Consider the following 21,495-nt stretch of genomic DNA (forward strand, 5'->3'; position numbering starts at 1 on the left):
TGACATCAGGGCTTCAAAACAATGCCCAGATTTTTCTTCCCGTCGATTTTTATGATGAGCGGTTTTTTAAACCGGACATGCCGGATGGTGTCGTTTTCAAAAACCGCCTTTTGGCGATCCAGAAAATCCAGATCAAAAATTCCATCGTTCAGGTAAGGGTTAATCGTAAAATAACCTACCCTGAAAGAGGTAAGGTTTTGGAAAAAGTGGGTGCCCTGGCTGGGATCGATACGGTAATTTTCCAGTCCGGATTCAATGATTAGCCGGGCTCCGGATATCTGTGGCCATTTTACAGGAATGCCCAGCCACGGGTCAGACGAACCCCAGCGTCCGGGGCCGATAAGAATGTAATTCCGGTTTTTGTCAATGAATTTTTTGTTGATTTCCCCGATCATTTCTGCCGTTTCCCGGTTTTTGGATGCATCAAAAGTCTGGGGTTTTACGTAAACCACATCCTGTACATGATCGATCACACCATTCCCCAAGGCAGAGTGGGAAAGAATCAATAACTTGTCCTGATTGATTTTATGAACATTGATATGGACGCTTTGTTCTTTGCTGGCAATGGGACGAATTTGTAAAAGGTAAAACTTGATTTTTTCTCCTTTTTTGACATTCAAATCCACCACAAATTCAATTTCCACCGGTTTGTCCATCTCTTTGGCCCCGAGTTCCAGTGTTTTTTGCAAAATTTCAGCAAGCGGGAAAACGTCATGTTTTAAAATGGAGTTAAAAGTGATCAGTTTTTTTCCGGGGTAATTATACCCGTCGCGAATCACATTGTTTTGCAGATCGTAGGTGCTGGCAATTTTGCGGATAGAGCCGTGTTGTTCAGCGTCTTTTATCCGGAGTTTTACCAGGTTCATGCTGTCGTCGGTGCTCGGAACAAATTTCTCGGGATGCAGATCCAAGGCATAAAAATATTTTTGGGTTTCGCGCAAAGCGGCATCCGGAGTGGCTGTTTGCATCACTTTTTTGGGATATTTGGGCGAAAACCGCAAGGAGAGTCCGCCATCAACAATGTATTTCCCCAATCCGAGAGCAATATTGGCCGTTCCGTCTTTGGGCTTTTCAGGTGGGATGGGGTAATAATCAAGTGACCGGGCTACTCCGGAAAGCGTGGGATAGTAATAATTTCCATATCGTTTTCCGCAAACTTCCTGTAGTACTACCGCCATTTTTTCTTCGTCCAGCACGTTGGAAGTGGCTTTCATGTAGGCTTTACTGTCGGCAAAAAAGGCCGAAGCATATACGCTTTTGATCGCCTGATTCAGCAATTCGAATTTTTTATCCAGATTTTTTTCGGAAGACGGAATCATGTAGGTGTTGTAGATTCCGGCAAATGGCTGGTAATGACTGTCTTCCAGAAGGCTGGACGAGCGTACGGCCAAAGGCTGGTTTACCAGCGAAGCAATGGTGAAAAGATCTTCCTGCACCGATTCGGGAAGCCGGGCATCCAAAAAGAATTGTAAAATCTCTTCATCGGAATAATTGTCTGAAAGGGCGATAGGATAGAGATCGTTGTGCTCCATGAACTCATCAAAGATGTCCGTGCCCAGTACGACCGTTTTCGGGATGGAGATGTCAATATCATCATAAAGATGGTGTAACTTGTTACGGTTGATCAACGAATCAAGAAAAGCCAGTCCGCGGGCTTTTCCGCCAATGGATCCCTGTCCGATGCGTGAAATACTGAAATATTCGTCAAATGTAGTCCGGTCAAATTGCGAAATGACACCACGTGATTTGGAAATACGGAAGTTGCTGATGGCATTAAAAATGAAATACCGTACTTCGTTGATGTTTTCAAAATCGTCGATGGTGAACGACTGAAAAAGCTTGGCCAGAGAAAACAGAGCCCGGGCCCGGAGCCATTTCGACAGGTGATCCCGTTCAATATGATACCGCAGTGACTCTTTGGGAATCTGAAAAATCTTTTCCTGTAAGTCTTTCAGGTTTTTGGCTCTTCCGACTTCCCGGTCGGTTTCCGGATCTTTAAAGATAAAATCACCAAATCCGAAATAATATTTGATAAAACTACGCAGTTCGTAGGGCAGACTGCTGGAATTTTTGTCAATGAAACCAACACCCAACGCTTTGGCCTTTTGCTCATTCGACGGGTCTGACGACTGCAGCAGCAACGGCATGTATTTATTTTCTTTTTTGATGCGTTTGAAAAGGCGCAGTCCGGCCTCCGGGTCTTTTATCCCTTTGCGGGGATAACTGATGTCAGAAATAACTCCCAGCAGGTTGTTTTTGTATTTGCGGTAAAGATGAATTCCTTCTTCGTAGTTGGTGGCCAGCAAGATTTTAGGACGTCCGCGGGCTTTCAGCATTTTTTGGTGTTCGTTTAATCCCTCGGTAACAAAAGCCTTCGATTGCTGAAAAATGATTTTGTAAATGTTGGGCAGGTAACTCGAATAAAACCGGATGTTGTCTTCCACCAGGATGATGGTTTGAACGCCAACAGCTTTTACGTCATGCTCCACGTTCATCCGGTCTTCGATCAGCTTAATGATGGCCAGTAAAAGATCGGTGTTTCCCAGCCAGCTGAAAACGTAATCGATATTGCTCAGGTTCAGTTTCTCGATGCGCAGACTTACTTCGCGCGAAAACGGAGAGAGGGCAATTACCGGAACCCGCGGATATTCCGCTTTGACAGTGGCGGCCAGTTTAAAAGTGCCTTTGTCGTCAAAACTCAACATGGAGATGACCAGATCCACCGGCTCTTCGCGCATGTATTTCATCGCTTCGCGAAGCGAAGTAGCCTGGATAAACCGCGGCGGATACCGCAAGTTGAGCGACATGTATTCGTTGAAAATCTGTTCTTCTATCCGTCCGTCTTCCTCCAGAATAAAAGCATCGTAAACACTGGATACAAGCAAAATATTGTAAATGCGTTTGCGCATGAGCAAACTGAAAGAAGCGTCGTTGAAGTAATATTTGGCGGCATAGATGTCTGTTCTTTCCGGGATCATGACAGGAAATTTTCCGTAAAGATAAGTCCAATTTGGAAAACGACGGATCGTTTTTCGTTTCAACAGCTACAGAAAAAAGATTATTTTTGCTGTACAAGTACATTTTTTATGGTTAACGATATACAGGAGATTTTTTACAAAAAGATCAAACCGCCCAATTTTGAGCGTACCATGGGGCTTTTTGGCGCCACCACCATCGGCGTAGGTGCTTTGATGGGGGCCGGAGTATATGTGCTGATTGGCGCAGCTGCCGGCGTAGCCGGGCCCTCGGTGATTTTAACTTATCTGATCACCGGAATCCTTGCTTTTGCCACCACTTTGATGTTTGCCGAGCTGGGACGGCTTATTCCGCGTTCGGGAGGCGGTTATACTTATGCTTATAATATTCTCGGCAGTTTGGGAGGCTTTGCTACCGGCTGGTTTCTGGCCCTGGGCAGTATTTTTGCCTGTGGGCTGTATGCCATCGGTTTTGCTGAATATACCATCTCTATCACCGGACTGAAAGTGCCGGATATTGTCGCAAAGGCGATAGCAATAGGAATTACGCTCCTTTTGGCTTTGATGAACAGTTTTTCCTCCGGTAAAAAGAAGTTTAACCTGCAAAATTGGATTGTGTGGGGAAACCTGGCTATTTTGCTTATCCTGATAGTGTTTTCTGCTTTTCATGGCCGGGTAGAAAATCTGAAACCTTTTTTCCCAAAAGGAGTAGGGGGAACGTTTGCTGCGATTTCGCTTATTTACATCTCTTTTTTCGGTTACCAGCTTGTTGCTAACAATGCCGATGAAATTATTGAACCGGAAAAAACGGTTCCTAAAGCCATGAAACTTTCCATGCTTATCAGCATGAGTGTCTATCTTTTTATTGCGGTGGCTGCGGTGATGACAGTGCCGTGGGACGAGCTGGCCAAAAGTCATGCTCCGCTGGTATTGTTGGCGGATAAGAGTTTTGGCGGAAGAGGCTGGCTGCTGGTTTCTATTGGTGGAATAATGGCCTCACTGGGCGCGCTGAGCAGTACCATGATCTCGCAAAGCCGGCAAACTTATGAGATGGGGAAAGACCGGTTTTTGCCCGATTTTCTCGGTATACTGGATGAAAAAACCCGGCAACCGAAAATGGCTTTGCTTCTGGGGGCTGTGGTGATCAGTTTGATACTGATTACAGCAGACCTGGAATTTATTGCCAAGGCAGCGAACTTCTGTCTGCTGGCTTCTCTTTTGCCGGTTTCGCTGGCCCTGCGTAAGATCTACCGGAAAAATCCGGCGATGAAACCCAAAGCCGCCTGGAAAAATCTGCTTCCGGAGTTAACACTGGTGATCAATCTTGGTTTGCTGTTGACGCTGGGCGTGGTTTCATTGGCATTCGGACAACAATTGCTGCTGGTGGGTGCTGTGGTTTACTTTTTTTATTCGCGAAAACGCGAGAAAAGACACCGCGAAGGGTTGAATATCATTCTTGAAGAAGAAAAAGGATTCTCTTTCTTCCGGAAGAATACGGTGCTGGTGCCCATGTCCAATCCTAAAACACAGGAAGCGCTCCTGATGCTTTCAAACCGGTTAATGGCCCGTCAAGGGGGTGAAATTATTGTGCTGGCTGTGAAAGATGTTCCTGAAGGAGTTGATTTTTATGAGGCACTTTCCGAAGCGGAAAAATCGCTTGAAGTGATCAAGCGCAGCGTGAAACTGGCGGAGAAAAATAAGATCAAGATCAAACCGATCATCCGGGCGGCCCGCAGTGTGCCAAAAGGAATTGTTCAGGCCGGAGAAAGCGAAAACAGTGACTTGATTATCATGGGATTCCCGAAGAAGTTTACGCCGGGGAAACCTTCTATCCTGAGCCAGGTGATGCGGCTCTCGGTTACGGATATGGTGGTGGTGAACCTGAAAACTTCTACGGAAAATTTTCATCCTAAACGCATTGCCATCTATGTGAAAAATGCTTCTGACCTGAACCTGATGCTTAACTGTGCTACGGCCATTGCCGAATTTCGTGGTGCCCGCATTGTTTTGCTGAAATTCCTCCCGCTGAATTACTCCATGCGTCAGAAACAATGGGCGGATAAATTGATCGTTCAGGCCATAGAAAACTTTAATTCCAGTGCGCTGTATGATATTTCACTGATTCCTACCAGCCATCCCAAAGAAGAGCTGCTGAAATATTCTGAAAGAGTGGATTTGCTGATCATTGGAACGGATAAAAGACTCCAATCAGCTAAAGCTATTGAAGAAAGCGAACCTTTCCGTATTGCGGAGCAGGCCGCTTGCTCGGTGCTGATGGTGAAAAGCGTAAGTAAACTGAAAAGGTTGGTTTCAAAACTTTAAAGGTTACCGGCAGACCGGATGATTTCGGCTGCTGTTTTAACCCAGGTAGCATTGTCGTTAAGGCTCTCCACCAGGGTTAATTCTTTTCCGCCTGCCTGGATAAACCGTTGCTGGTTTTCCCAGGCAATCTCGACCAGCGATTCCAGACAATCGGCAACAAACGAAGGAACCACAACCAGTACTCTCTCAGCGCCTTTTTCGGCCAGTTCTTCTAAAACATGGTCGGTAAAAGGCTGTAACCAGTTTTTTGAAAAGCGCGATTGAAATGCCGTAGTGTATTGATCCGGGTTCAGCCCCAGTGATTTGGCCAGTAAGCGGGTGGTTTCGTGACAAGTGGCTTTGTAACAGTGTTTTCCGTGAACGGGCATGGCTTTTTCACAGGGGCATGATGCGGAAGAAATGCCCGGATGAACTTTGTCGATGTGCTTTAGCGGTAATCCGTGATACGAAAAAATAATATGGTCATATTTTCCCGGATCATAAGCCGATATTTTTTCAGAAAAAGCACTTAAAAATCCCGGATGATCATAAAACTGATTAATGAAGCGGATTTCGGGGATGACAGCCCATTTTTTAACTTCTTTCATGATGAAATCCAAAATGGTTCCCACGGTAGAAGAAGCATATTGCGGAAACAAAGGGAAGACAATGATTTCATCAAAATCTTTTTCACGGATCTCCTGTAGCCTTTTTTTAAGTGAAGGATTTCCATACCGCATAGCGGTGAAAACCTGATAATCATTGCTTAATACTTTGCGTAAAGCCGCCGCGAATTGTTCGGTGTGAATGATCAGAGGCGATCCTTCCGGAGTCCATAAACGGGCATACAGGCGGGCTGATCGCGGAGCCCGGAACGGAACAATGAGCCCGTTAACCAAAATTTTCCGGTAAAGCCAGGGAATATCCATGATGCGTTTGTCATTCAGAAACTGGGTGAGATAACGGCGTACCGAACGGGTGTCGGGTCCGTCAGGAGTTCCCACATTGACCAGTAAAACCGCTTTTTGACGTTGTCGCATCACAAATAATTGGGCTGATTCCTCAAAAATTAAAAGAACAAAGATAAAAGTAAATGCTTTTGTTTGGGTGTAACTTTTTTATCCGCTGTCCGTCCAACATAAAAACCATTAAAAACACTTTCCTTATGAAAAAAATATCGTCTTTTCTTCGCAGCTTTTTTATTTTGATACTTCTCACCTCTTTTTCGGTCCGTGCGACCGCACAGATCAAAGGAAATCACATTATTGGCGAGCAGGTTAGAACAATAACTGGTTTTCAGGCAATAGATTCCAACGGCCCTGTAGATGTTTACGTAAAACAAGGCGATCGTTGTTCGGTAGTTGTACGGGCTGATGAGAATTTGATTCCATACATTAAAACCACCGTAAAAAACAATACCCTGATCGTGTCGTTATCCAAAAGTATCCGTGAAGCCAAAAAGCTTGAAGTGATCGTAACCATGAAGAGTTTGAAAAAGGTTACGCTTTCCGGTTCCGGTGATTTTTATTGTAAAACGCCGTTTCATACACCGGCCATTTCGTTTGTGGTTACCGGTTCAGGCGATGTGAAAGCCGCTTTGCAAGCTCAAATGGTCGATGTTCGTGTTACTGGTTCGGGCGATGTGGAACTCCAGGGTGTTCATGGACAGCTGGTTGCCGAAATAACCGGATCGGGCGATATGGAAGCCTCCGGGTTGCAGTTGGAAAACTGTTCCGTAAAACTGATGGGCTCAGGCGATGTGGAGCTGGACGGACGTACCGAGACGTTTTCTGCGATTACGTCCGGATCAGGCGATATTGATGCCAGCGGCCTTACTGCCGTAAAAGTGGTTGTAAAATCCAATGGCTCCGGCGATATTTCGGTACACGCGGTGGACAGCCTAAAAGCTTCGCTCGTGGGTTCGGGCGATTTGCGTTATTCCGGAAATCCTACCATTTTAAAAATAAGTGCTGCCGGATCGGGCGATATCTATCACCGTTAACCGGTCAATGCATCAGGTGCTGGAGCAAGGTTTGCATTACCACGGTGGCTTTTCCCTGTAAAAAAATATCGGTAAGCGTGTGGGTGTAATTCGACGGCTCTGTATTGACTTCAATAATGAAAGCCCCGTTTTCTTTGGCAAGAAAAGGAATTTGGCTCGCCGGCATAATTTCGCCGGTAGTGCCGATAACCAAAAAAACATCCGCTTTTCGGGCAGCTTCCAGCGACTTTTCATAAGCCCGGGGCGGAATACCTTCGCCAAAAAAGATAAAATCGGGCTTTACCAGTCCGCCACAATCCGGACAGCGCACCGGTAGTGTTTCCATGGAAATTTCGCGGTATTGAAATGTCCGTCCGCACTGCATGCAAACCAAACTGTGCGAGTTGCCATGAAATTCAATGACTTCTTGGCTTCCGGCTTCCTGGTGCAGGTTGTCGATGTTTTGGGTGATGATGTTCTTCAACAAGCCTTCCTTTTCCATTTGGGCCAATGCAAAATGTGCAGCATTGGGTTTGGCTTTCCCGAAAAAATCGTAGAAAATTTCTTTGATCACAGCCCACGATTTTTCCGGATGCTGACGGAAATAATTTAAATCAAGAACAACCGGATCGTATTTGCTCCATAACCCTTCCGGTCCGCGAAAAGGCGGAATACCACTTTCCACCGAGATGCCGGCACCGGTAAAAGCCGTTGTGTAGGTCGATTTTTTTAGCTTGTCTGCCGCTTTTTCAAAAAGCGTTTTTTCCATCGGATTAATAAGGGATTTTATTTTCTGCCTGATTCCATTCTTCAAAAACCTTTACCGCATTTTCGCGCATCATTTGTACTGCCAGTATGGAGCGTTCCTCTTTCGGAAGAGCAAACTCTTTATAGATGAACGAGTCGTCAAAGTTCGCTTTGGCGGCATCGTCTTTAGTGGCTGCATAATACAATTTGTCAAAACGAGCCCAGTAAATGGCTCCCAAACACATCGGACAAGGTTCGCAGCTCGAATAGATTTCGCAGCCGCTTAAATCAAATGTTCCCAGGTTTTTGGCCGCATCACGAATCGCCACAATTTCGGCGTGTGCTGTCGGGTCATTATGTACAGTAACTTTATTGCTTCCTTTTCCTACAATTTTTCCGTCTTTTACTACCACGGCGCCAAACGGTCCGCCCGCCAGGCCTTTTACATTTTCCTCTGCCAATTCAATCGCTTTAGCCATAAAGGCTTTTTTATCTTCTTTTTCCATTTTTGGTTATTTTTTGGTCGATTTTTTTCAAAATTAAAAATTTTATTCAAATGCTTTCCAAACGGCAAAAATAGCAATTTAGGCTTTTGTAGGTTGGGTTAGAAAGAACTTTTACGGGCGTGCCCACTTTGTGGGCCAGGCTTTCCGCTTTATGCCACCCGGCAGAGGCGGCATCAGCCAGGCGTCTCCGGGGGCTTCCTTTGGTCGCCTCGTTTCCGCCGGCTTCCTGTCCGCCTCCGCCAGGCGGCGATATCGCTTCAATCCTTCACGCAGATTAACTTTCCGGGTTTCTGGTTTTTTTTGTGGACAGAGAGCTTTTTTATTCTGTTAGGGCTTTTTTATTTTTTTGAAAAAACGTAACTTAGCCCAAAAAAGGGGATGAAACAAGTAATCAAAAATTATCTGGCCCGCCGGATGGTTCAAAAGAAAAAAGCGGATGAACCGGATATTGTGGTGCTGGAACAAAAGCACGAAAATCTTCTGCAACAGAATTTTAATGACAGTATCTATTTCACCGGTTTGTCTGAAAATGGTTTTTCTTTTGTCACCCGTCAGGCTTTTCGTACAGGTAAACCGGCCGAAAACTGGTTGAAAATCGAAATCCCCGGCGAAGGGGTCTGGGGATTTCAGGATATGAAACTGAAAACCGGTGAAGGTTTCCGCCAGGGCGATTTGATCTACTCATGCCCTGAACCGGGAGAAATCTGGAATATCGCTTATGACGGGCCGGTTTTTCAGGGGGATAAAAAACAGGAAATTCATCTCCGCCTTGAATGGGACAGCGATCTCCCTGTGGCTGACTTTAATCAGGTGGGAACAACGCCTGAGCGGGTGGCACAACAAATTGCCAAAGAAAAATGGAACAAAACATTTTTTCAGAAGCTGAAAGAAATCCATAAAGTACATTACGAACAGGCAGGCCATTTTCACGGCATTATTACCTGGAAAGGAAAAGAACAGCTGGTTTTCCTGAAAGGCTTTCGCGACCATAGTTTCGGCATCCGGCATTGGGACGACTGGGAACGGCATCTTTGGTTGCTCGGCCGGCTCGATGACGGTACTTTTTTTAATATCAGCATTATCAGTTACACCTTTATCAAAGAACTGACAGCGGGTTTCTGCTGGGATGGCCGGCGTTATCTTACAATAAAACAAATCCCCTCGTTTGACGAGGTCGGATTTGTTACTCCTTTGCCGGAGAAATTACAATTTACGGTACACCATCCCGATGGACATCGCATCCCGGTAACGGTGGAAATGAAAACATTTTTTCCTTTTGTGATGGATAATGTCTATTTCATCCGGCAGGCCAAAGCCATCATAACCTGGGAAGGTAAAAAAGGAATCGGCCTTGCCGAAATGGGAGTAAAACAGTAAAAAATGGCTTTGAAAAGGCTGGAAGAGATAAAAACGGGAAGTGCCGGCGGCAAAGCGGACGGTTTGCAGCGTTTACATACCTGGGGATATCCAATTCCGGAAACGTTTGTGATCACCCGCCCTGAAGAAAAATATTGGAAAAAAGACATTGTCCGTTTGCCGGAAAAGAAAAAATTTGCCGTTCGTTCGTCGGCAACAGCCGAAGACGGACAGGAACACTCTTTTGCCGGACAGTTCGAAACCATCTTGAATGTACAGGGACATGACGCATTGATATCCGCGGTAAAACGCTGCTTTTCATCGCATGAAAGTCAACGGGTTAGCCATTATCACCGTCAGCTGAAAGTAGAAGAAGATACAAAAATGTATGTGCTTGTTCAGGAGATGGTGGATGCGCAGTATTCGGGTGTTCTTTTTACCGCCGACCCGGTGGAAAACCGTTACGATCGTTGCCGGTTGACTCTTGCAGAAGGGCTTGGTGAACATTTAATGGCTGGAAAAACAAGCGGGTATGATGTCGTGTTTTATAAACAAAAACCGGAAGTATCCGTAAAAGATCTGCCGGATGATGTGCTGCAAAAACTGATTGCTGAAGCTTTGGCTATTGAAAAAAAGTTTGGAAAGCCGGCCGATCTGGAGTTCGCAATTGATCACGAGAACCGTTTGTATTGGTTGCAATTGCGTCCGGTGACCCGCCTTTCGGCAGTCCATTTGAACGAACTGGACGATTCTCCTCTTTTTGAAAACCCCATTTACACCCGTGGCAATATTGGCGAAATGATGCCTGGTCCTGTTACTCCGCTTACGCTTTCTACCTTTGGCCGCGCCATTGATGTCGGTCTTCAGGAATTTTATCAAAAATGCGGCGCACTGAAAAATCGCTCGGAAAAAAACCGTTTTGTCCATTCGTTTTATTATCATCTTTTTTTTGATGTAAACAGCCTTTACCGGATTACGCGGTATGTTTTGTTGGCCAAAAAAGAAAATATTGATTTTTCGGTAGTCGGCCGGCGTGTTCCGGGAGTGGTAATCGATAAAAAAGAAGTTTCGTTTTTTACAGCGTTGCTTAATTTTTTACGGATGTACCGGTATACGGCAGGTGCAACAAAAGCTGCCCGGGCCTTGCAACAACTGTATGCCGGTTTCCATATTCAATGTCCGGATGATCCGTTGTTGTGTTGGGAATTAATAAATAAGGAGTTGCCGGTTTTGTTCCGGGCTTATGGGTTGCATTATGTCACTTCTTCCCGGTCGGGAAGTTATTTCAGCGCTTTGCTCAATTTGCTTTCGGGCGGAAAACCACCCGAGCGAAAGCATCAGCAATTGCTGGCATCTTATTTTACGAATATTGCTGATATTGAAAGTGCACAGGTGGTAAATGCGGTAGATCATCTGTCGGCATTGCTGGCACGAGAAGAAGATGCAGAAAACCGTTTTTTGAACGTTTCGGTGGATGAGGCGGTACAGTACCTTGAAAAAGGTGCGTCGGAGAAGATCCGGCAAAGCTGGAATTCCTTTTTGGAAAGACATGGGCATCGTTGTGTGCGTGAAGCGGAAATGCGCGAAAAAGAATGGGCTCTTCATCCGGAACCGGTGGTAGAAAGCATACGAGTGAAGGTGCAATGGCTGCGCCGCAAGCAGACTGAACCGGAGAAAAAACCGGACGGCAGCGTGCGACAGCCCGGGCTTCCGCTGACAGGTTTCCGCCGGAGAATCTTTTATCATTTGTTGCCTAAAGCACGGAAAGCGGTGGCGCAGCGAGAACAAACCAAAGCCTGGGCAGTGGGGGTGCAATATCAGTTCAAGAAAGCTTACCGTGCGTTGGCAAAACGGATGACCCGTGCAGGCTTGCTGGATGATGAAGATTTGATTTATTTTTTGAAACATGATGAAATAGGCCGGTTTCTTAAAGGAACAGAAGCCGGTTACTGGCACAATATGGCCCGGCAGCGGCGGGCACTTTTTCCGGTAGTACAACAACTTTCGTTTTCAGATCTGATTTTTGGTATTCCTGTTCCGGATGAGCCGGCTGAGGATGGCCCGCCGGAAGGAGTACTTTCCGGAATTCCTGTCAGCCAGGGTAAAGTAACCGGAAAAGTACGCATTGTCCGGACGATGGAAGATGCCCGGCAGCTCCAGAAAGGGGAAATTATGGTCTCGCAATATACCGATATCGGATGGACGCCATTTTATAGCATCATAAAAGGATTGGTTACGGAAATTGGCAGTCCGTTGTCGCATGGTGCCGTGGTGGCCCGCGAATATGGTATTCCGGCAGTGGTGGGGATGAAAGGCGTTTTGTCTGTCCTTCAAACCGGACAGGAAATTACCCTGGATGCCGGAAAAGGAATCGTGTCTTTTTGATAAACAAAAAACACATCGAAAAAGTTATATCTTTGCGTTTCATTTTAATCGGAATTTTATGAAAGTGCTTGTTCTTTTTGCCGGATTGTTGTTTTTGAATCCTGTGCTTTTTTCGCAGACAACAGCAAATCATGATCGTGGGTATCGGGTTCACGTGGGAGAAATGGCTCCGTCGGTGGTTTTGCCCCTGATAAATGGGGATACGGTATCGTTGCAACAGTTGCGTGGAAAGGTTGTGGTGTTGCAGTTTACTGCCAGCTGGTGTTCGGTGTGCCGGAGAGAAATGCCACATCTTGAGAGTGAAATATGGCAACAGTTTAAAAATAAGAACTTTATCCTTATCGGTGTGGATTATGACGAGCCGCTGGCCAAAGTGGAGGCTTTCCGCAAAGAGATGAAGGTAACTTATCCGTTTGCCCTGGATCCGGGGGCCAGAATTTTTCATCATTTTGCGGTGAAAGGCGCCGGAGTTACCCGTAATGTGGTGATAGATCCTTCCGGAAAAATAGTTTTTCTTACCCGTTTATACGATGTGCAGGAGTTTGAAGCCATGAAAAAGAAAATTGCTTCTTTGCTGCAGGATAATCAGTGATGGTGCTTTAACGTTTTGTTAAACAGAATTATAATTATTCTGTCATCCGGATTTTCTTTAAAATCTTCTTTTTTCAAACCACTCTAAATTACATTCCTTTTTACCATATTCGTGAATTTTTGCGTTTTTAGTTTACATTTGCGTTTCACTTTTTTGAAATAAATGAAAAAACAATAATAAAATTTACGGATATGGGAATTAAATTTCGGTTAACGGTCATGAACTTCCTGCAGTTTTTCGTGTGGGGAGCCTGGCTGCTGTCGTTTGGAAAATATCTCGGAGCAACACTCCATTTTAGCGGTGAACAGATTGGGGCTATTTTTATGACCCTGGGTATCGCGTCTTTGTTTATGCCGGGCCTGTTGGGTATTGTGGCTGACCGCTGGATTCGTCCTGATCGCCTTTATGCTATCGTACATATTTTAGGGGCCGGATTGTTATATCTTGCCGCCAAAGAATCGAGTTTCGACGGCTTATATTGGGTGATGCTGCTGTATTTGATGCTGTATATGCCGACCATTGCTTTGGATAACACGGTGTCGTACTGTATTTTGGAAAAGAGAGGGTACGATATTGTGAAAGATTTTCCTCCCATTCGCGTGTGGGGAACCATCGGGTTTATTATCGCTGTTTGGATGATTGACCTGCTGGGATGGGGACTGAGTAACATGCAGCTTTATTTCTCTGCAGTATTTTCACTGGTGTTAGGATTATATTCGCTTACCTTGCCCGGTTGCCCGATTGAAAAGTCAACGGCAAAGAAATCGTTAACACAAGCTTTAGGATTGGATGCTTTTGTGCTGTTTAAAAACAAAAAGATGGCCATCTTTTTTATCTTTTCCATGTTGTTGGGGGCAGCCTTGCAGATTACCAACATGTGGGGCGAAGCCTTTTTGCACGATTTCGGAAAAATTGCAGCATATAAAAATGCTTTTGCCGTTGTCCATAACGGAATTTTGATGTCGGTTTCGCAGATGTCAGAAACGTTGTTTATCCTGACCATTCCGTTCTTCCTGAAAAAATTCGGAATCAAAAAGGTGATGCTGATGAGTATGTTTGCCTGGGTTTTCCGCTTCGGATTGTTCGGTATTGGTACACCGGAAGGCATCGGTCTGGTTTGGCTGATTCTTTCGATGATTATTTACGGGATGGCTTTCGACTTCTTTAATATTTCCGGTTCTTTGTTTGTGGAAATGGAAGCCGAACCGAAAATCAGAGCCAGTGCCCAGGGGTTGTTTATGATCATGACCAACGGAATCGGAGCCATGATCGGAGCTTATGGCAGTGGCGTGATTATTGAAATGTTTACCCACAATGGCATCCGCGACTGGCAAACCATCTGGTTTATTTTTGCCGCTTATGCATTGGTTATCGGAGTGACGTTCATGATTTTGTTTAAATACAAACATGATCCGGAAGCCATGAAAACCATTCAGCATTAATAGGAATTGGTTATTGGTTGGAAATAAAAAAGGCCGGAAAGCGAACAGGTTTCCGGCCTTTTTCTTTGTATGCAGTTTATGCCGCAAGGCATCTGCCCTCTGGCGGACAAACACAGATGAGATGTGGTGTGTTGGAGTCCCGTAGGGATGACTTATTCCCATTGACGCTGAATTTATTCAGATGACGGTATTCAACCCCGAAGGGGTTGTGGTTTTTTTGTGCTTATTTCCCTGCACTTCGTACAGGGTTATTGATGTTTAATCCCTTCGGGATTAGTTATAAACACGAGATATGAATCCAACTCACTTTAAGTACTTCACACTTCAAACTTCAAGTACTTCAAATGCTAAACTCTTTCATCGTTTGAGCGTCCGCTCGGACGATGAATTTCCCGGTTTCGTCTGCATTGATGTCTCCACTTTTCAAGTCCTGTCCGACTTGAAAAGAGATGCCTTTTAAGTACTTAAAGTGCCTAAAGTTAGAAATCCCAAAAAACAAAAAGACAAATGACAAAAAAATCCCAAATTCCAAAAATTAACTTCTTTTGTCCTTCTGAGCGTAGCGAAGAATCTATTTTAACTATTGCCAGTTTTTTGAGATCCTTCACTGCGCTGCGCTCCGTTCAGGATGACAATGGAAATGCGAATAAAGTATTGAAAATCAACCAATCACCAGTGACCAATGACCAGTTAGAAATCCCAAAAAACAAAAAAACAAATCACAAAAAAATCCGAAATTCCCAAAATCAATCGGCTTGTCATGCTGAGCAACGCGAAGCATCTCTTTGAACAGTCGTGATTATTTTGAGATCCTTCACTTCGCTTCGCTCCGTTCAGGATGAACTGTGTTAAAAAGCAAATATTTTTTCATAATTTTCTTCGTATTTATTCAATTTTGTTCCAATAGCATAGGCCTGTCTTAACAACTTATTTGCAATTGCAATTTTTATAACTCTTTCGGGCTTTCCTTTTTCTGATAATCTATCATAGAGTGCTATACATTGACTATTGTGTTTTTTTGCTGACCATGAACATAAATACAATAGCTTGCGTATATATCTGTTCCCCATTTTTGTAATGTGTCCTTTTCCGTTTATACTTGTCCCTGATGAAAATATCCTGGGAACCAACCCTACGTAAGAAGATAATCTCTTAGCATTGTCAAATTTTTGAAAGTTATTGGTAATTGCTATCAGGATGGCCGCTGTTTTTGGTCCAATACCCGGAATAGATGTCAGCGCATTAAATGTATTGGCATAATGTATTTTTATTTTTTCAAGTATTCCGGCTTCCAGTTTAGCTATTTTCAGTTTAATCGTTTTTAACAATGCTCTTAACTCACGCATTACTTTCTTGTCGCAATCAGGAAACCGGGAAAATGCTTCCAGTTGATTATGAAGCATGGTTGCCTGTTTTTGCAAACCTTCAATGGCAGAATGAATTTGCTGAACCTGCATAATCACCGGCTCATCGGGTTGCCACAAAACGGGTTGTTCTGATTGGCCATATAAAGCGATCATCAGGGCATCTTTTTTATCCGTTTTGGCTTTTACCATTCGCATTCTTACGAAGTGTTTAATCTGCAATGGATTAACTACGGATACTTTTACCCCTTGTTTAAAAAGAAACCGGGCTAAAAACAGATAATAAGGGCCTGTTGCTTCCATTACACAGAGATCCTCTTTATCAATAATCTTCATAAACTTTGTAAACCCTTTGGCATCATTACTGTATTTGAAAAAAGAGAACTTTTCATCTTTTTTTTGAAAAGCAACATCAAAAGTTAATTTTGATACATCAATTCCTATAACTTTGCACATGACAAGATGTTTTTATCAGAAGGGATTCTACTTTGTCTTTTCAATCCTAAATACAGGCTTTCATGCCTAACGAACTGTTCAAGATTGAGTAGAAAGGAGAAAGGGACTATCATCCTGAACGGGCTTTTTTAGCCTAATGACAACCATTAGTCTTTATCTTTCTCCTTTTTCTCTTCTGATTGGTTAATAATTTTCAAACTTAACACTTCCTGTAATTATTTCTTTTTGCAAACATAGGATGACAGTAAACGCTGTAAACTACTGAAAATCAACAACCACCATTCACTAATCACTATTCATCCTTCCCAATGGCTAATGACCAACGTTGTCAATAATAGGGGGGTGCTTTTTCAAGCGTTTGTTTTCTGTATTGTACAGTATTTATTTTCTTGTATAAATTTCAAAAGAATAGGAAAAGTCATTTTGCGGGTCATCATCCACTTTTTGGCTCTCGGTAAGTTCCCATTCGTCAGGCGAGATCTCCGGGAAAAAAGTATCAGCATCAAAATCTTTGTGAACCCGGGTGATGTATAGTTTTTGTGCATAGGGCATAAACTGCCGGTAAATTGATCCGCCACCGATAATAAAATTCTCTTTCTCTGCGTCCATTTTTTCTATAGCTTCTTCTATCGAATAAGCCATCAAACAATGATCAATTTGTTCTCCCCGGACATCGGTAATTACCAAATTGGTTCGGTTGGGGAGCGGACGCGTTGGCAACGAATAATAGGTGCGTTTTCCCATTACCACCACATGGCCGTTGGTAAGGGCTTTAAATCGTTTTAAATCGTTTGAAATATGCCATAGCAGGTCATTATCTTTGCCAATAGCATAATTTTCTGCAATGGCTACAATGATGGATATTTTTTTGTCGGTCATTTGCTTTTCAGTTTTAGTGGTTTTGTTTTGGTTGTTTTAAACCGATATCTCGCCTTTAATATGGGGATGCGGATGATAGTCTTTCAGCGTAAAGTCTTCGTATTGAAATTGAAAAATATCGTGTACTTCCGGATTCAGTTCCATAACCGGTAAAGGACGCGGTTCGCGCGAAAGTTGTAAAGCAACCTGTTCTGTATGGTTCAGATAGATATGCGCGTCGCCTAAAGTGTGAACAAAATCGCCTGGTTTTAAGTTGGTAACCTGTGCCATCATCATTGTGAGCAGCGCATACGAAGCAATGTTGAACGGTACGCCGAGAAAGATGTCGGCGCTGCGCTGGTAAAGCTGACAAGAGAGTTTCCCGTTGGTCACATAAAACTGAAACCAGGCATGGCAGGGGGGAAGAGCCGCTTTTCCGTTGGCCACATTTTCAGCAAAACTTTTTCCGGATTCCGGCAAAACCGAAGGATTCCAGGCGGCAACGATAATCCGGCGGCTGTCCGGATTGTTCTTAATTTGATCCACGGCAATTTTTATTTGGTCAATGCCTTCGTTGTTCCAGTTGCGCCATTGTGCTCCGTAAACTGGTCCTAAATTGCCGTTTTCGTCGGCCCAGGCATTCCAGATCTTTACGCCATGTTCCTGAAGATAGTGTACGTTGGTATCGCCTTTTAAAAACCAGAGCAACTCATAAATAATCGACTTAAGATGCAATTTTTTTGTTGTTAATAAAGGAAAACCTTCGCTCAGGTCAAAACGCATCTGATACCCAAACACACTTTTGGTGCCTGTTCCGGTACGGTCGTTTTTTACGGTTCCGTGTTCAGATACATAACGCAGCAAGTCGAGATATTGTCTCATACGGTTTATTTGTTGTCAAAATATGATTCCGGGTAACCGGAGATAAAAAGGGTTTAACTTTTTTCTTTTCTTCGTTTAATTTCATCGCGTATTCGCGAAGCCTCTTCATAATTTTCCTCTTCGATAGCTTTCTGGAGAAGTTCTTCCAGCTCTTCGAGCAGGTAATCTTCATAAGGGTTTGCTGATGATGGATGCGGTTCGCTTTCTGTTGTTTGAAGGTTTTCTTCTTCCTCTTCCTGATCCGGCTCTTCAATGACGATGCCTGCTTCTTCTACAATACTTTCATCGGCATAAATCGGGCAGCCAAAACGAAGAGCCAGTGCTACGGCATCCGATGTGCGACTGTCAATTTCTTTAATTTCCCCATCTTTTTCGCATACCAGTTTAGAGAAAAAAATACCTTCTTCAAATTTATTAATCACTACTTCAAGAAGATGGATTTCAAAACTGTCGGCAAAATTTTTAAAGAGATCATGTGTAAGCGGGCGTTGGGGTTTCATTTTTTCCAGAAAGATGGCAATGGCTTGTGCCTCAAAGCCTCCAATGATGATGGGCAACCGTTTGTCTTCACCCACAACACCAAGAAAAAGGGCATAAGCACCGCTTTGCGACTGGCTATACGACATGCCCGCTACAAACATTTCAACTTTTTTCATGTTTAGGCTTCCTTCATTTTTCGAGCAAATAAAATTATACAATATTCCCATATCTCCCGGTTGGTGGGTGGCACTTTTCCTGTTGTTTTTATTAACAACTTATAATCGTGTTATTTATAAACAAACTAAATTTTTCTGTAAGAATCGCTAAATCAGCCGTTAAAACTGTTTTTATCTTTTTAGATTCAAAAAATATTATGAACAATGGCGGTTTTCTCCTGTTGCATTAGTGCGAATTTTTATATTTGTACCAGTGTTCGCAAACGTTTTAAATCAGTTGTTTCAATCAAATTAAAGTCGTATGAAAAAATTAATCTCTCTGTTAGCATTTTTTGCTGTTCCCGCGTTCTCCATGGCCAGTGAGGCGGATTTGGTAATCCCTGATGGCATGAGACACGAACCCCTCCTGTATTGGTCGTTTTTAGTGACAATTGCCGGGATGTTGTTTGGTTTATATCATTATACCCGGGTCAAAAAAGTCGGGGCGCACCATTCCATGCTGGAAGTGGCCGATGTAATTTATCAAACGGCTAAAACCTATCTTGTTCAGCAGGGTAAGTTCTTGGCTATTCTTTTCCTTATCGTCGGCGTTATTGTGGCGTTCTACTTCGGTTTCCTTTCTGCCGGAGATTTTGGCGTTGGTGGCGTGTTGATGATTCTCGGATGGACGGTTTTGGGAATCCTCGGTTCGTACAGTGTTGCCTGGTTCGGTATCCGGATGAATACACTGGCTAACTCGCGTATGGCTTTTGCCTCGTTGGAAAGAAAACCCCTTAAACTGCATTCCATTCCTCTCGAAGCCGGAATGAGTATTGGTGTGATGCTGGTCTCGCTGGAACTTACCATGATGACCATCATTCTCGTTTTTGTTCCGGGTCAATATGCCGGAGCCAGTTTTATTGGATTTGCCATTGGTGAGTCGCTGGGTGCTTCGGCGCTGAGAATTGCCGGTGGTATTTTTACCAAAATTGCCGATGTGGGTTCCGACCTGATGAAAGTAATCTTTAAAATCGGTGAAGACGACCCGCGTAACCCCGGTACCATTGCCGACTGTGTGGGTGACAATGCCGGCGACAGCGTTGGACCTACCGCCGATGGTTTTGAAACCTACGGCGTTACCGGTGTGGCTTTAATTACCTTTATTGTTTTGGCTATTACCAAAGTAACAGCTCCTGAACATTTTCTTGAATATCAGATAGATCTGCTTACCTGGGTTTTTGTTATCCGCGTGGTGATGATTGTTACTTCTATTGTTGGTTATTGGATTAATAACGCAGTTACCAAAGCCAAATACAAAAATGCGGACGACATTGACTTTGAAGCTCCGCTGACATCCCTCGTGTGGATTACTTCTTTACTTTCCATCGTTTCTACTTTTGTTGTCAGCTATTTTACCATTCGGGCACTACCGAATAACATGTGGATTGTTTTGTCGGTGATTATCAGTGCCGGAACACTTGGTGCCGCACTGATTCCCGAATTTACCAAACTGTTTACCAGTCCTAAATCAGCCCACGTAAACGAAGTGGTTGAAGCTTCGCGTCAGGGTGGTGCTTCGTTAAACATTCTTTCCGGTCTGGTTGCCGGTAACTTCTCCGGTTTTTGGCAAGGCATGGTTTTCTTGCTGCTGATGTTTATCGGCTATTATGCCAGCACTTTCGGCCTGGGCGATTTTATGATGTATCCTTCCATCTTTGCTTTTGGTCTGGTGGCTTTCGGTTTCCTTGGCATGGGGCCGGTTACCATTGCTGTGGACAGCTATGGCCCGGTTACCGACAATGCCCAGTCGATTTACGAACTGTCGCTGATCGAAGAAAACAAAGAAGAAGTGACTCCTGAAATTGAAAAGGAATTTGGTTTTACCCCCGATTTTGAAAAAGCCAAATATTATCTTGAAGCCAACGATGGCGCAGGAAATACATTTAAAGCCACAGCCAAGCCGGTGTTGATTGGTACAGCTGTGGTGGGAGCTACCACCTTGATTTTCTCGCTGATTCTTGTCATCCAAAAAGGTCTCGGTGTTAATCCTTCCGATATTCTGAATATCCTGAACCCGTTTACCATTCTGGGCTTCCTTGCCGGAGGCGCTGTGGTATACTGGTTTACCGGAGCTTCCATTCAGGCGGTTACCACCGGTGCCGGCCGTGCTACCGAATATATCAAGAACAATATTAACCTCGACCTTGGCGCAGAAAAGAAAGCCGATATCAATAAATCCAAAGAAGTGGTGAGAATTTGTACCATGTATGCCCAAAAAGGAATGTGGAATATTTTCTTTGCCCTTTTCTCTTTTGCTTTGGCTTTTGCCCTTTTGGCTGCTCCCGTTGGGTTGTTGGCATCCATGACCGACATGAAGGTGATTATCTCGCATTCGGCACCGGTATCCCTGTTCGTAGGGTATCTGCTGTCCATCGCTTTCTTTGGTTTGTATCAGGCCATTTTTATGGCTAATGCCGGTGGTGCCTGGGATAATGCCAAAAAAATTGTGGAAGTGGATCTGCAGGAAAAAGGAACCGATTTGCACGCCGCTACCGTGGTGGGCGATACCGTAGGCGATCCTTACAAAGATACCTCATCTGTTTCACTGAACCCGGTAATTAAATTCAGTACGTTATTCGGATTGCTTGCCATGGAAATGTCTATTTCCGAGCATTTCCGCAATGTGGCTCCTTACTTTGGAGTTGTCTTTTTGCTCGTGGCACTCTATTTCGTATATCGTACCTTTTACAAAATGCGTATCAAAGCGTAATTCCTGATTTTTATTAATGATAGAAAAGGAAGTGCTGTAAAGTGCTTCCTTTTTTGTTTGGAGGAATTTTTTGGGCGGCCGGGCGGGTGCTCCGCTATAGTCCCTTGTCCGGAAACCGTGTTTCGCAGGCAGCAGGCAGGGGCTTCGCCTGTCGCCCTGCCTGTGCGGCTTCACATCGGTTCCGGCCTGCAGGAGCTGCCGCTGCGCCCTTCTGAAGAACTCCTTCGGAGCCTGCCGCAAAAATA

16 protein-coding genes are annotated in these 21,495 nt (G+C 44.2%); 8 read left to right on the plus strand and 8 right to left on the minus strand.

Annotated elements, in window-relative coordinates; genetic code table 11:
- Window positions 1-5 precede the first annotated feature (5 nt).
- Complete coding sequence (locus tag LA303_RS04775; RefSeq protein ID WP_240526792.1) at window positions 6-2,978, minus strand: PEP/pyruvate-binding domain-containing protein; 2,973 nt, start codon at window positions 2,976-2,978, stop codon at window positions 6-8.
- A 108-nt stretch (window positions 2,979-3,086) separates the two neighbouring features.
- Between LA303_RS04775 and LA303_RS04780 the strand changes: the two genes are divergently transcribed.
- Window positions 3,087-5,297: an amino acid permease gene (locus tag LA303_RS04780; RefSeq protein ID WP_240526793.1), complete on the plus strand. Its 2,211-nt coding sequence runs from the start codon at window positions 3,087-3,089 to the stop codon at window positions 5,295-5,297.
- Here LA303_RS04780 and hemH read toward each other — a convergent pair.
- Window positions 5,294-6,316: a ferrochelatase gene (gene hemH / locus LA303_RS04785; RefSeq protein WP_240526794.1), complete on the minus strand. Its 1,023-nt coding sequence runs from the start codon at window positions 6,314-6,316 to the stop codon at window positions 5,294-5,296. The genes LA303_RS04780 and hemH overlap by 4 nt on opposite strands.
- A 125-nt stretch (window positions 6,317-6,441) precedes the next feature.
- On the opposite strand from hemH, the gene LA303_RS04790 reads away from it, so the two are divergent.
- Window positions 6,442-7,278: a head GIN domain-containing protein gene (locus LA303_RS04790; protein WP_240526795.1), complete on the plus strand. Its 837-nt coding sequence runs from the start codon at window positions 6,442-6,444 to the stop codon at window positions 7,276-7,278.
- A gap of 4 nt (window positions 7,279-7,282) precedes the next feature.
- On the opposite strand, the gene LA303_RS04795 is transcribed toward LA303_RS04790, so the two are convergent.
- A complete protein-coding gene (locus LA303_RS04795) occupies window positions 7,283-8,026 on the minus strand; it encodes an NAD-dependent deacylase (protein ID WP_240526796.1) in 744 nt (247 codons plus the stop codon).
- 4 nt (window positions 8,027-8,030) lie between these two features.
- Window positions 8,031-8,510, minus strand: coding sequence for a nucleoside deaminase (locus tag LA303_RS04800; protein ID WP_240526797.1), 480 nt, complete (start codon window positions 8,508-8,510; stop codon window positions 8,031-8,033).
- 378 nt (window positions 8,511-8,888) lie between these two features.
- Here LA303_RS04800 and LA303_RS04805 point away from each other — a divergent pair, with 378 nt between their 5' ends.
- The 5 genes from LA303_RS04805 (at window position 8,889) to LA303_RS04825 (ending at window position 15,074) form a co-directional block, all read left to right on the plus strand.
- Window positions 8,889-9,887: a DUF7064 domain-containing protein gene (locus tag LA303_RS04805; RefSeq protein WP_240526798.1), complete on the plus strand. Its 999-nt coding sequence runs from the start codon at window positions 8,889-8,891 to the stop codon at window positions 9,885-9,887.
- Window positions 9,888-9,890: 3 nt separating this feature from the next.
- Window positions 9,891-12,251, plus strand: coding sequence for a PEP/pyruvate-binding domain-containing protein (locus LA303_RS04810; RefSeq protein ID WP_240526799.1), 2,361 nt, complete (start codon window positions 9,891-9,893; stop codon window positions 12,249-12,251).
- Window positions 12,252-12,309: 58 nt separating this feature from the next.
- The gene (locus tag LA303_RS04815) at window positions 12,310-12,843 is read left to right on the plus strand and encodes a TlpA family protein disulfide reductase (protein ID WP_240526800.1); all 534 of its coding nucleotides are present in this window, start codon (window positions 12,310-12,312) and stop codon (window positions 12,841-12,843) included.
- A 191-nt stretch (window positions 12,844-13,034) separates the two neighbouring features.
- Window positions 13,035-14,285, plus strand: a complete 1,251-nt coding sequence (locus LA303_RS04820) for a nucleoside permease (protein WP_240526801.1) — start codon at window positions 13,035-13,037, stop codon at window positions 14,283-14,285.
- Window positions 14,286-14,792: 507 nt separating this feature from the next.
- Window positions 14,793-15,074: a hypothetical protein gene (locus LA303_RS04825; RefSeq protein ID WP_240526802.1), complete on the plus strand. Its 282-nt coding sequence runs from the start codon at window positions 14,793-14,795 to the stop codon at window positions 15,072-15,074.
- 59 nt (window positions 15,075-15,133) lie between these two features.
- Here the strand turns inward: LA303_RS04825 and LA303_RS04830 are convergent, their stop codons facing one another.
- From LA303_RS04830 to LA303_RS04845, 4 genes are all read right to left on the minus strand, one after another.
- A complete protein-coding gene (locus tag LA303_RS04830; protein ID WP_240525754.1) occupies window positions 15,134-16,105 on the minus strand; it encodes an IS110 family RNA-guided transposase in 972 nt (323 codons plus the stop codon).
- 381 nt (window positions 16,106-16,486) lie between these two features.
- Window positions 16,487-16,984 carry a dihydrofolate reductase gene (locus LA303_RS04835; RefSeq protein WP_240526803.1) on the minus strand — a complete coding sequence of 166 codons (498 nt, stop codon included), beginning with the start codon at window positions 16,982-16,984 and terminating at the stop codon, window positions 16,487-16,489.
- A 36-nt stretch (window positions 16,985-17,020) separates the two neighbouring features.
- Window positions 17,021-17,845 (minus strand): thymidylate synthase, encoded by an 825-nt coding sequence (locus LA303_RS04840; protein WP_240526804.1) that lies wholly within the window; start codon window positions 17,843-17,845, stop codon window positions 17,021-17,023.
- Between the two features lie 53 nt (window positions 17,846-17,898).
- Window positions 17,899-18,501, minus strand: coding sequence for a bifunctional nuclease family protein (locus tag LA303_RS04845; protein ID WP_240526805.1), 603 nt, complete (start codon window positions 18,499-18,501; stop codon window positions 17,899-17,901).
- A gap of 301 nt (window positions 18,502-18,802) precedes the next feature.
- Here LA303_RS04845 and LA303_RS04850 point away from each other — a divergent pair, with 301 nt between their 5' ends.
- The gene (locus tag LA303_RS04850; protein WP_240526806.1) at window positions 18,803-21,250 is read left to right on the plus strand and encodes a sodium-translocating pyrophosphatase; all 2,448 of its coding nucleotides are present in this window, start codon (window positions 18,803-18,805) and stop codon (window positions 21,248-21,250) included.
- The last annotated feature ends 245 nt before the right edge of the window (window positions 21,251-21,495 follow it).

It is taken from the genome of Candidatus Sulfidibacterium hydrothermale (assembly GCF_020149915.1).
In the GTDB taxonomy this organism is placed as follows: Bacteria; Bacteroidota; Bacteroidia; order Bacteroidales; family F082; genus Sulfidibacterium; species Sulfidibacterium hydrothermale.

Excerpts from the sequence above, each read along its gene's own strand:
- LA303_RS04775 (WP_240526792.1), bottom strand. The coding sequence starts at position 2,978 with ATGATCCCGGAAAGAACAGACATCTATGCCGCCAAATATTACTTCAAC.
- LA303_RS04780 (WP_240526793.1), top strand. The coding sequence starts at position 3,087 with ATGGTTAACGATATACAGGAGATTTTTTACAAAAAGATCAAACCGCCC.
- hemH (WP_240526794.1), bottom strand. The coding sequence starts at position 6,316 with ATGCGACAACGTCAAAAAGCGGTTTTACTGGTCAATGTGGGAACTCCT.
- LA303_RS04790 (WP_240526795.1), top strand. The coding sequence starts at position 6,442 with ATGAAAAAAATATCGTCTTTTCTTCGCAGCTTTTTTATTTTGATACTT.
- LA303_RS04795 (WP_240526796.1), bottom strand. The coding sequence starts at position 8,026 with ATGGAAAAAACGCTTTTTGAAAAAGCGGCAGACAAGCTAAAAAAATCG.
- LA303_RS04800 (WP_240526797.1), bottom strand. The coding sequence starts at position 8,510 with ATGGAAAAAGAAGATAAAAAAGCCTTTATGGCTAAAGCGATTGAATTG.
- LA303_RS04805 (WP_240526798.1), top strand. The coding sequence starts at position 8,889 with ATGAAACAAGTAATCAAAAATTATCTGGCCCGCCGGATGGTTCAAAAG.
- LA303_RS04810 (WP_240526799.1), top strand. The coding sequence starts at position 9,891 with ATGGCTTTGAAAAGGCTGGAAGAGATAAAAACGGGAAGTGCCGGCGGC.
- LA303_RS04815 (WP_240526800.1), top strand. The coding sequence starts at position 12,310 with ATGAAAGTGCTTGTTCTTTTTGCCGGATTGTTGTTTTTGAATCCTGTG.
- LA303_RS04820 (WP_240526801.1), top strand. The coding sequence starts at position 13,035 with ATGGGAATTAAATTTCGGTTAACGGTCATGAACTTCCTGCAGTTTTTC.
- LA303_RS04825 (WP_240526802.1), top strand. The coding sequence starts at position 14,793 with ATGACAAAAAAATCCCAAATTCCAAAAATTAACTTCTTTTGTCCTTCT.
- LA303_RS04830 (WP_240525754.1), bottom strand. The coding sequence starts at position 16,105 with ATGTGCAAAGTTATAGGAATTGATGTATCAAAATTAACTTTTGATGTT.
- LA303_RS04835 (WP_240526803.1), bottom strand. The coding sequence starts at position 16,984 with ATGACCGACAAAAAAATATCCATCATTGTAGCCATTGCAGAAAATTAT.
- LA303_RS04840 (WP_240526804.1), bottom strand. The coding sequence starts at position 17,845 with ATGAGACAATATCTCGACTTGCTGCGTTATGTATCTGAACACGGAACC.
- LA303_RS04845 (WP_240526805.1), bottom strand. The coding sequence starts at position 18,501 with ATGAAAAAAGTTGAAATGTTTGTAGCGGGCATGTCGTATAGCCAGTCG.
- LA303_RS04850 (WP_240526806.1), top strand. The coding sequence starts at position 18,803 with ATGAAAAAATTAATCTCTCTGTTAGCATTTTTTGCTGTTCCCGCGTTC.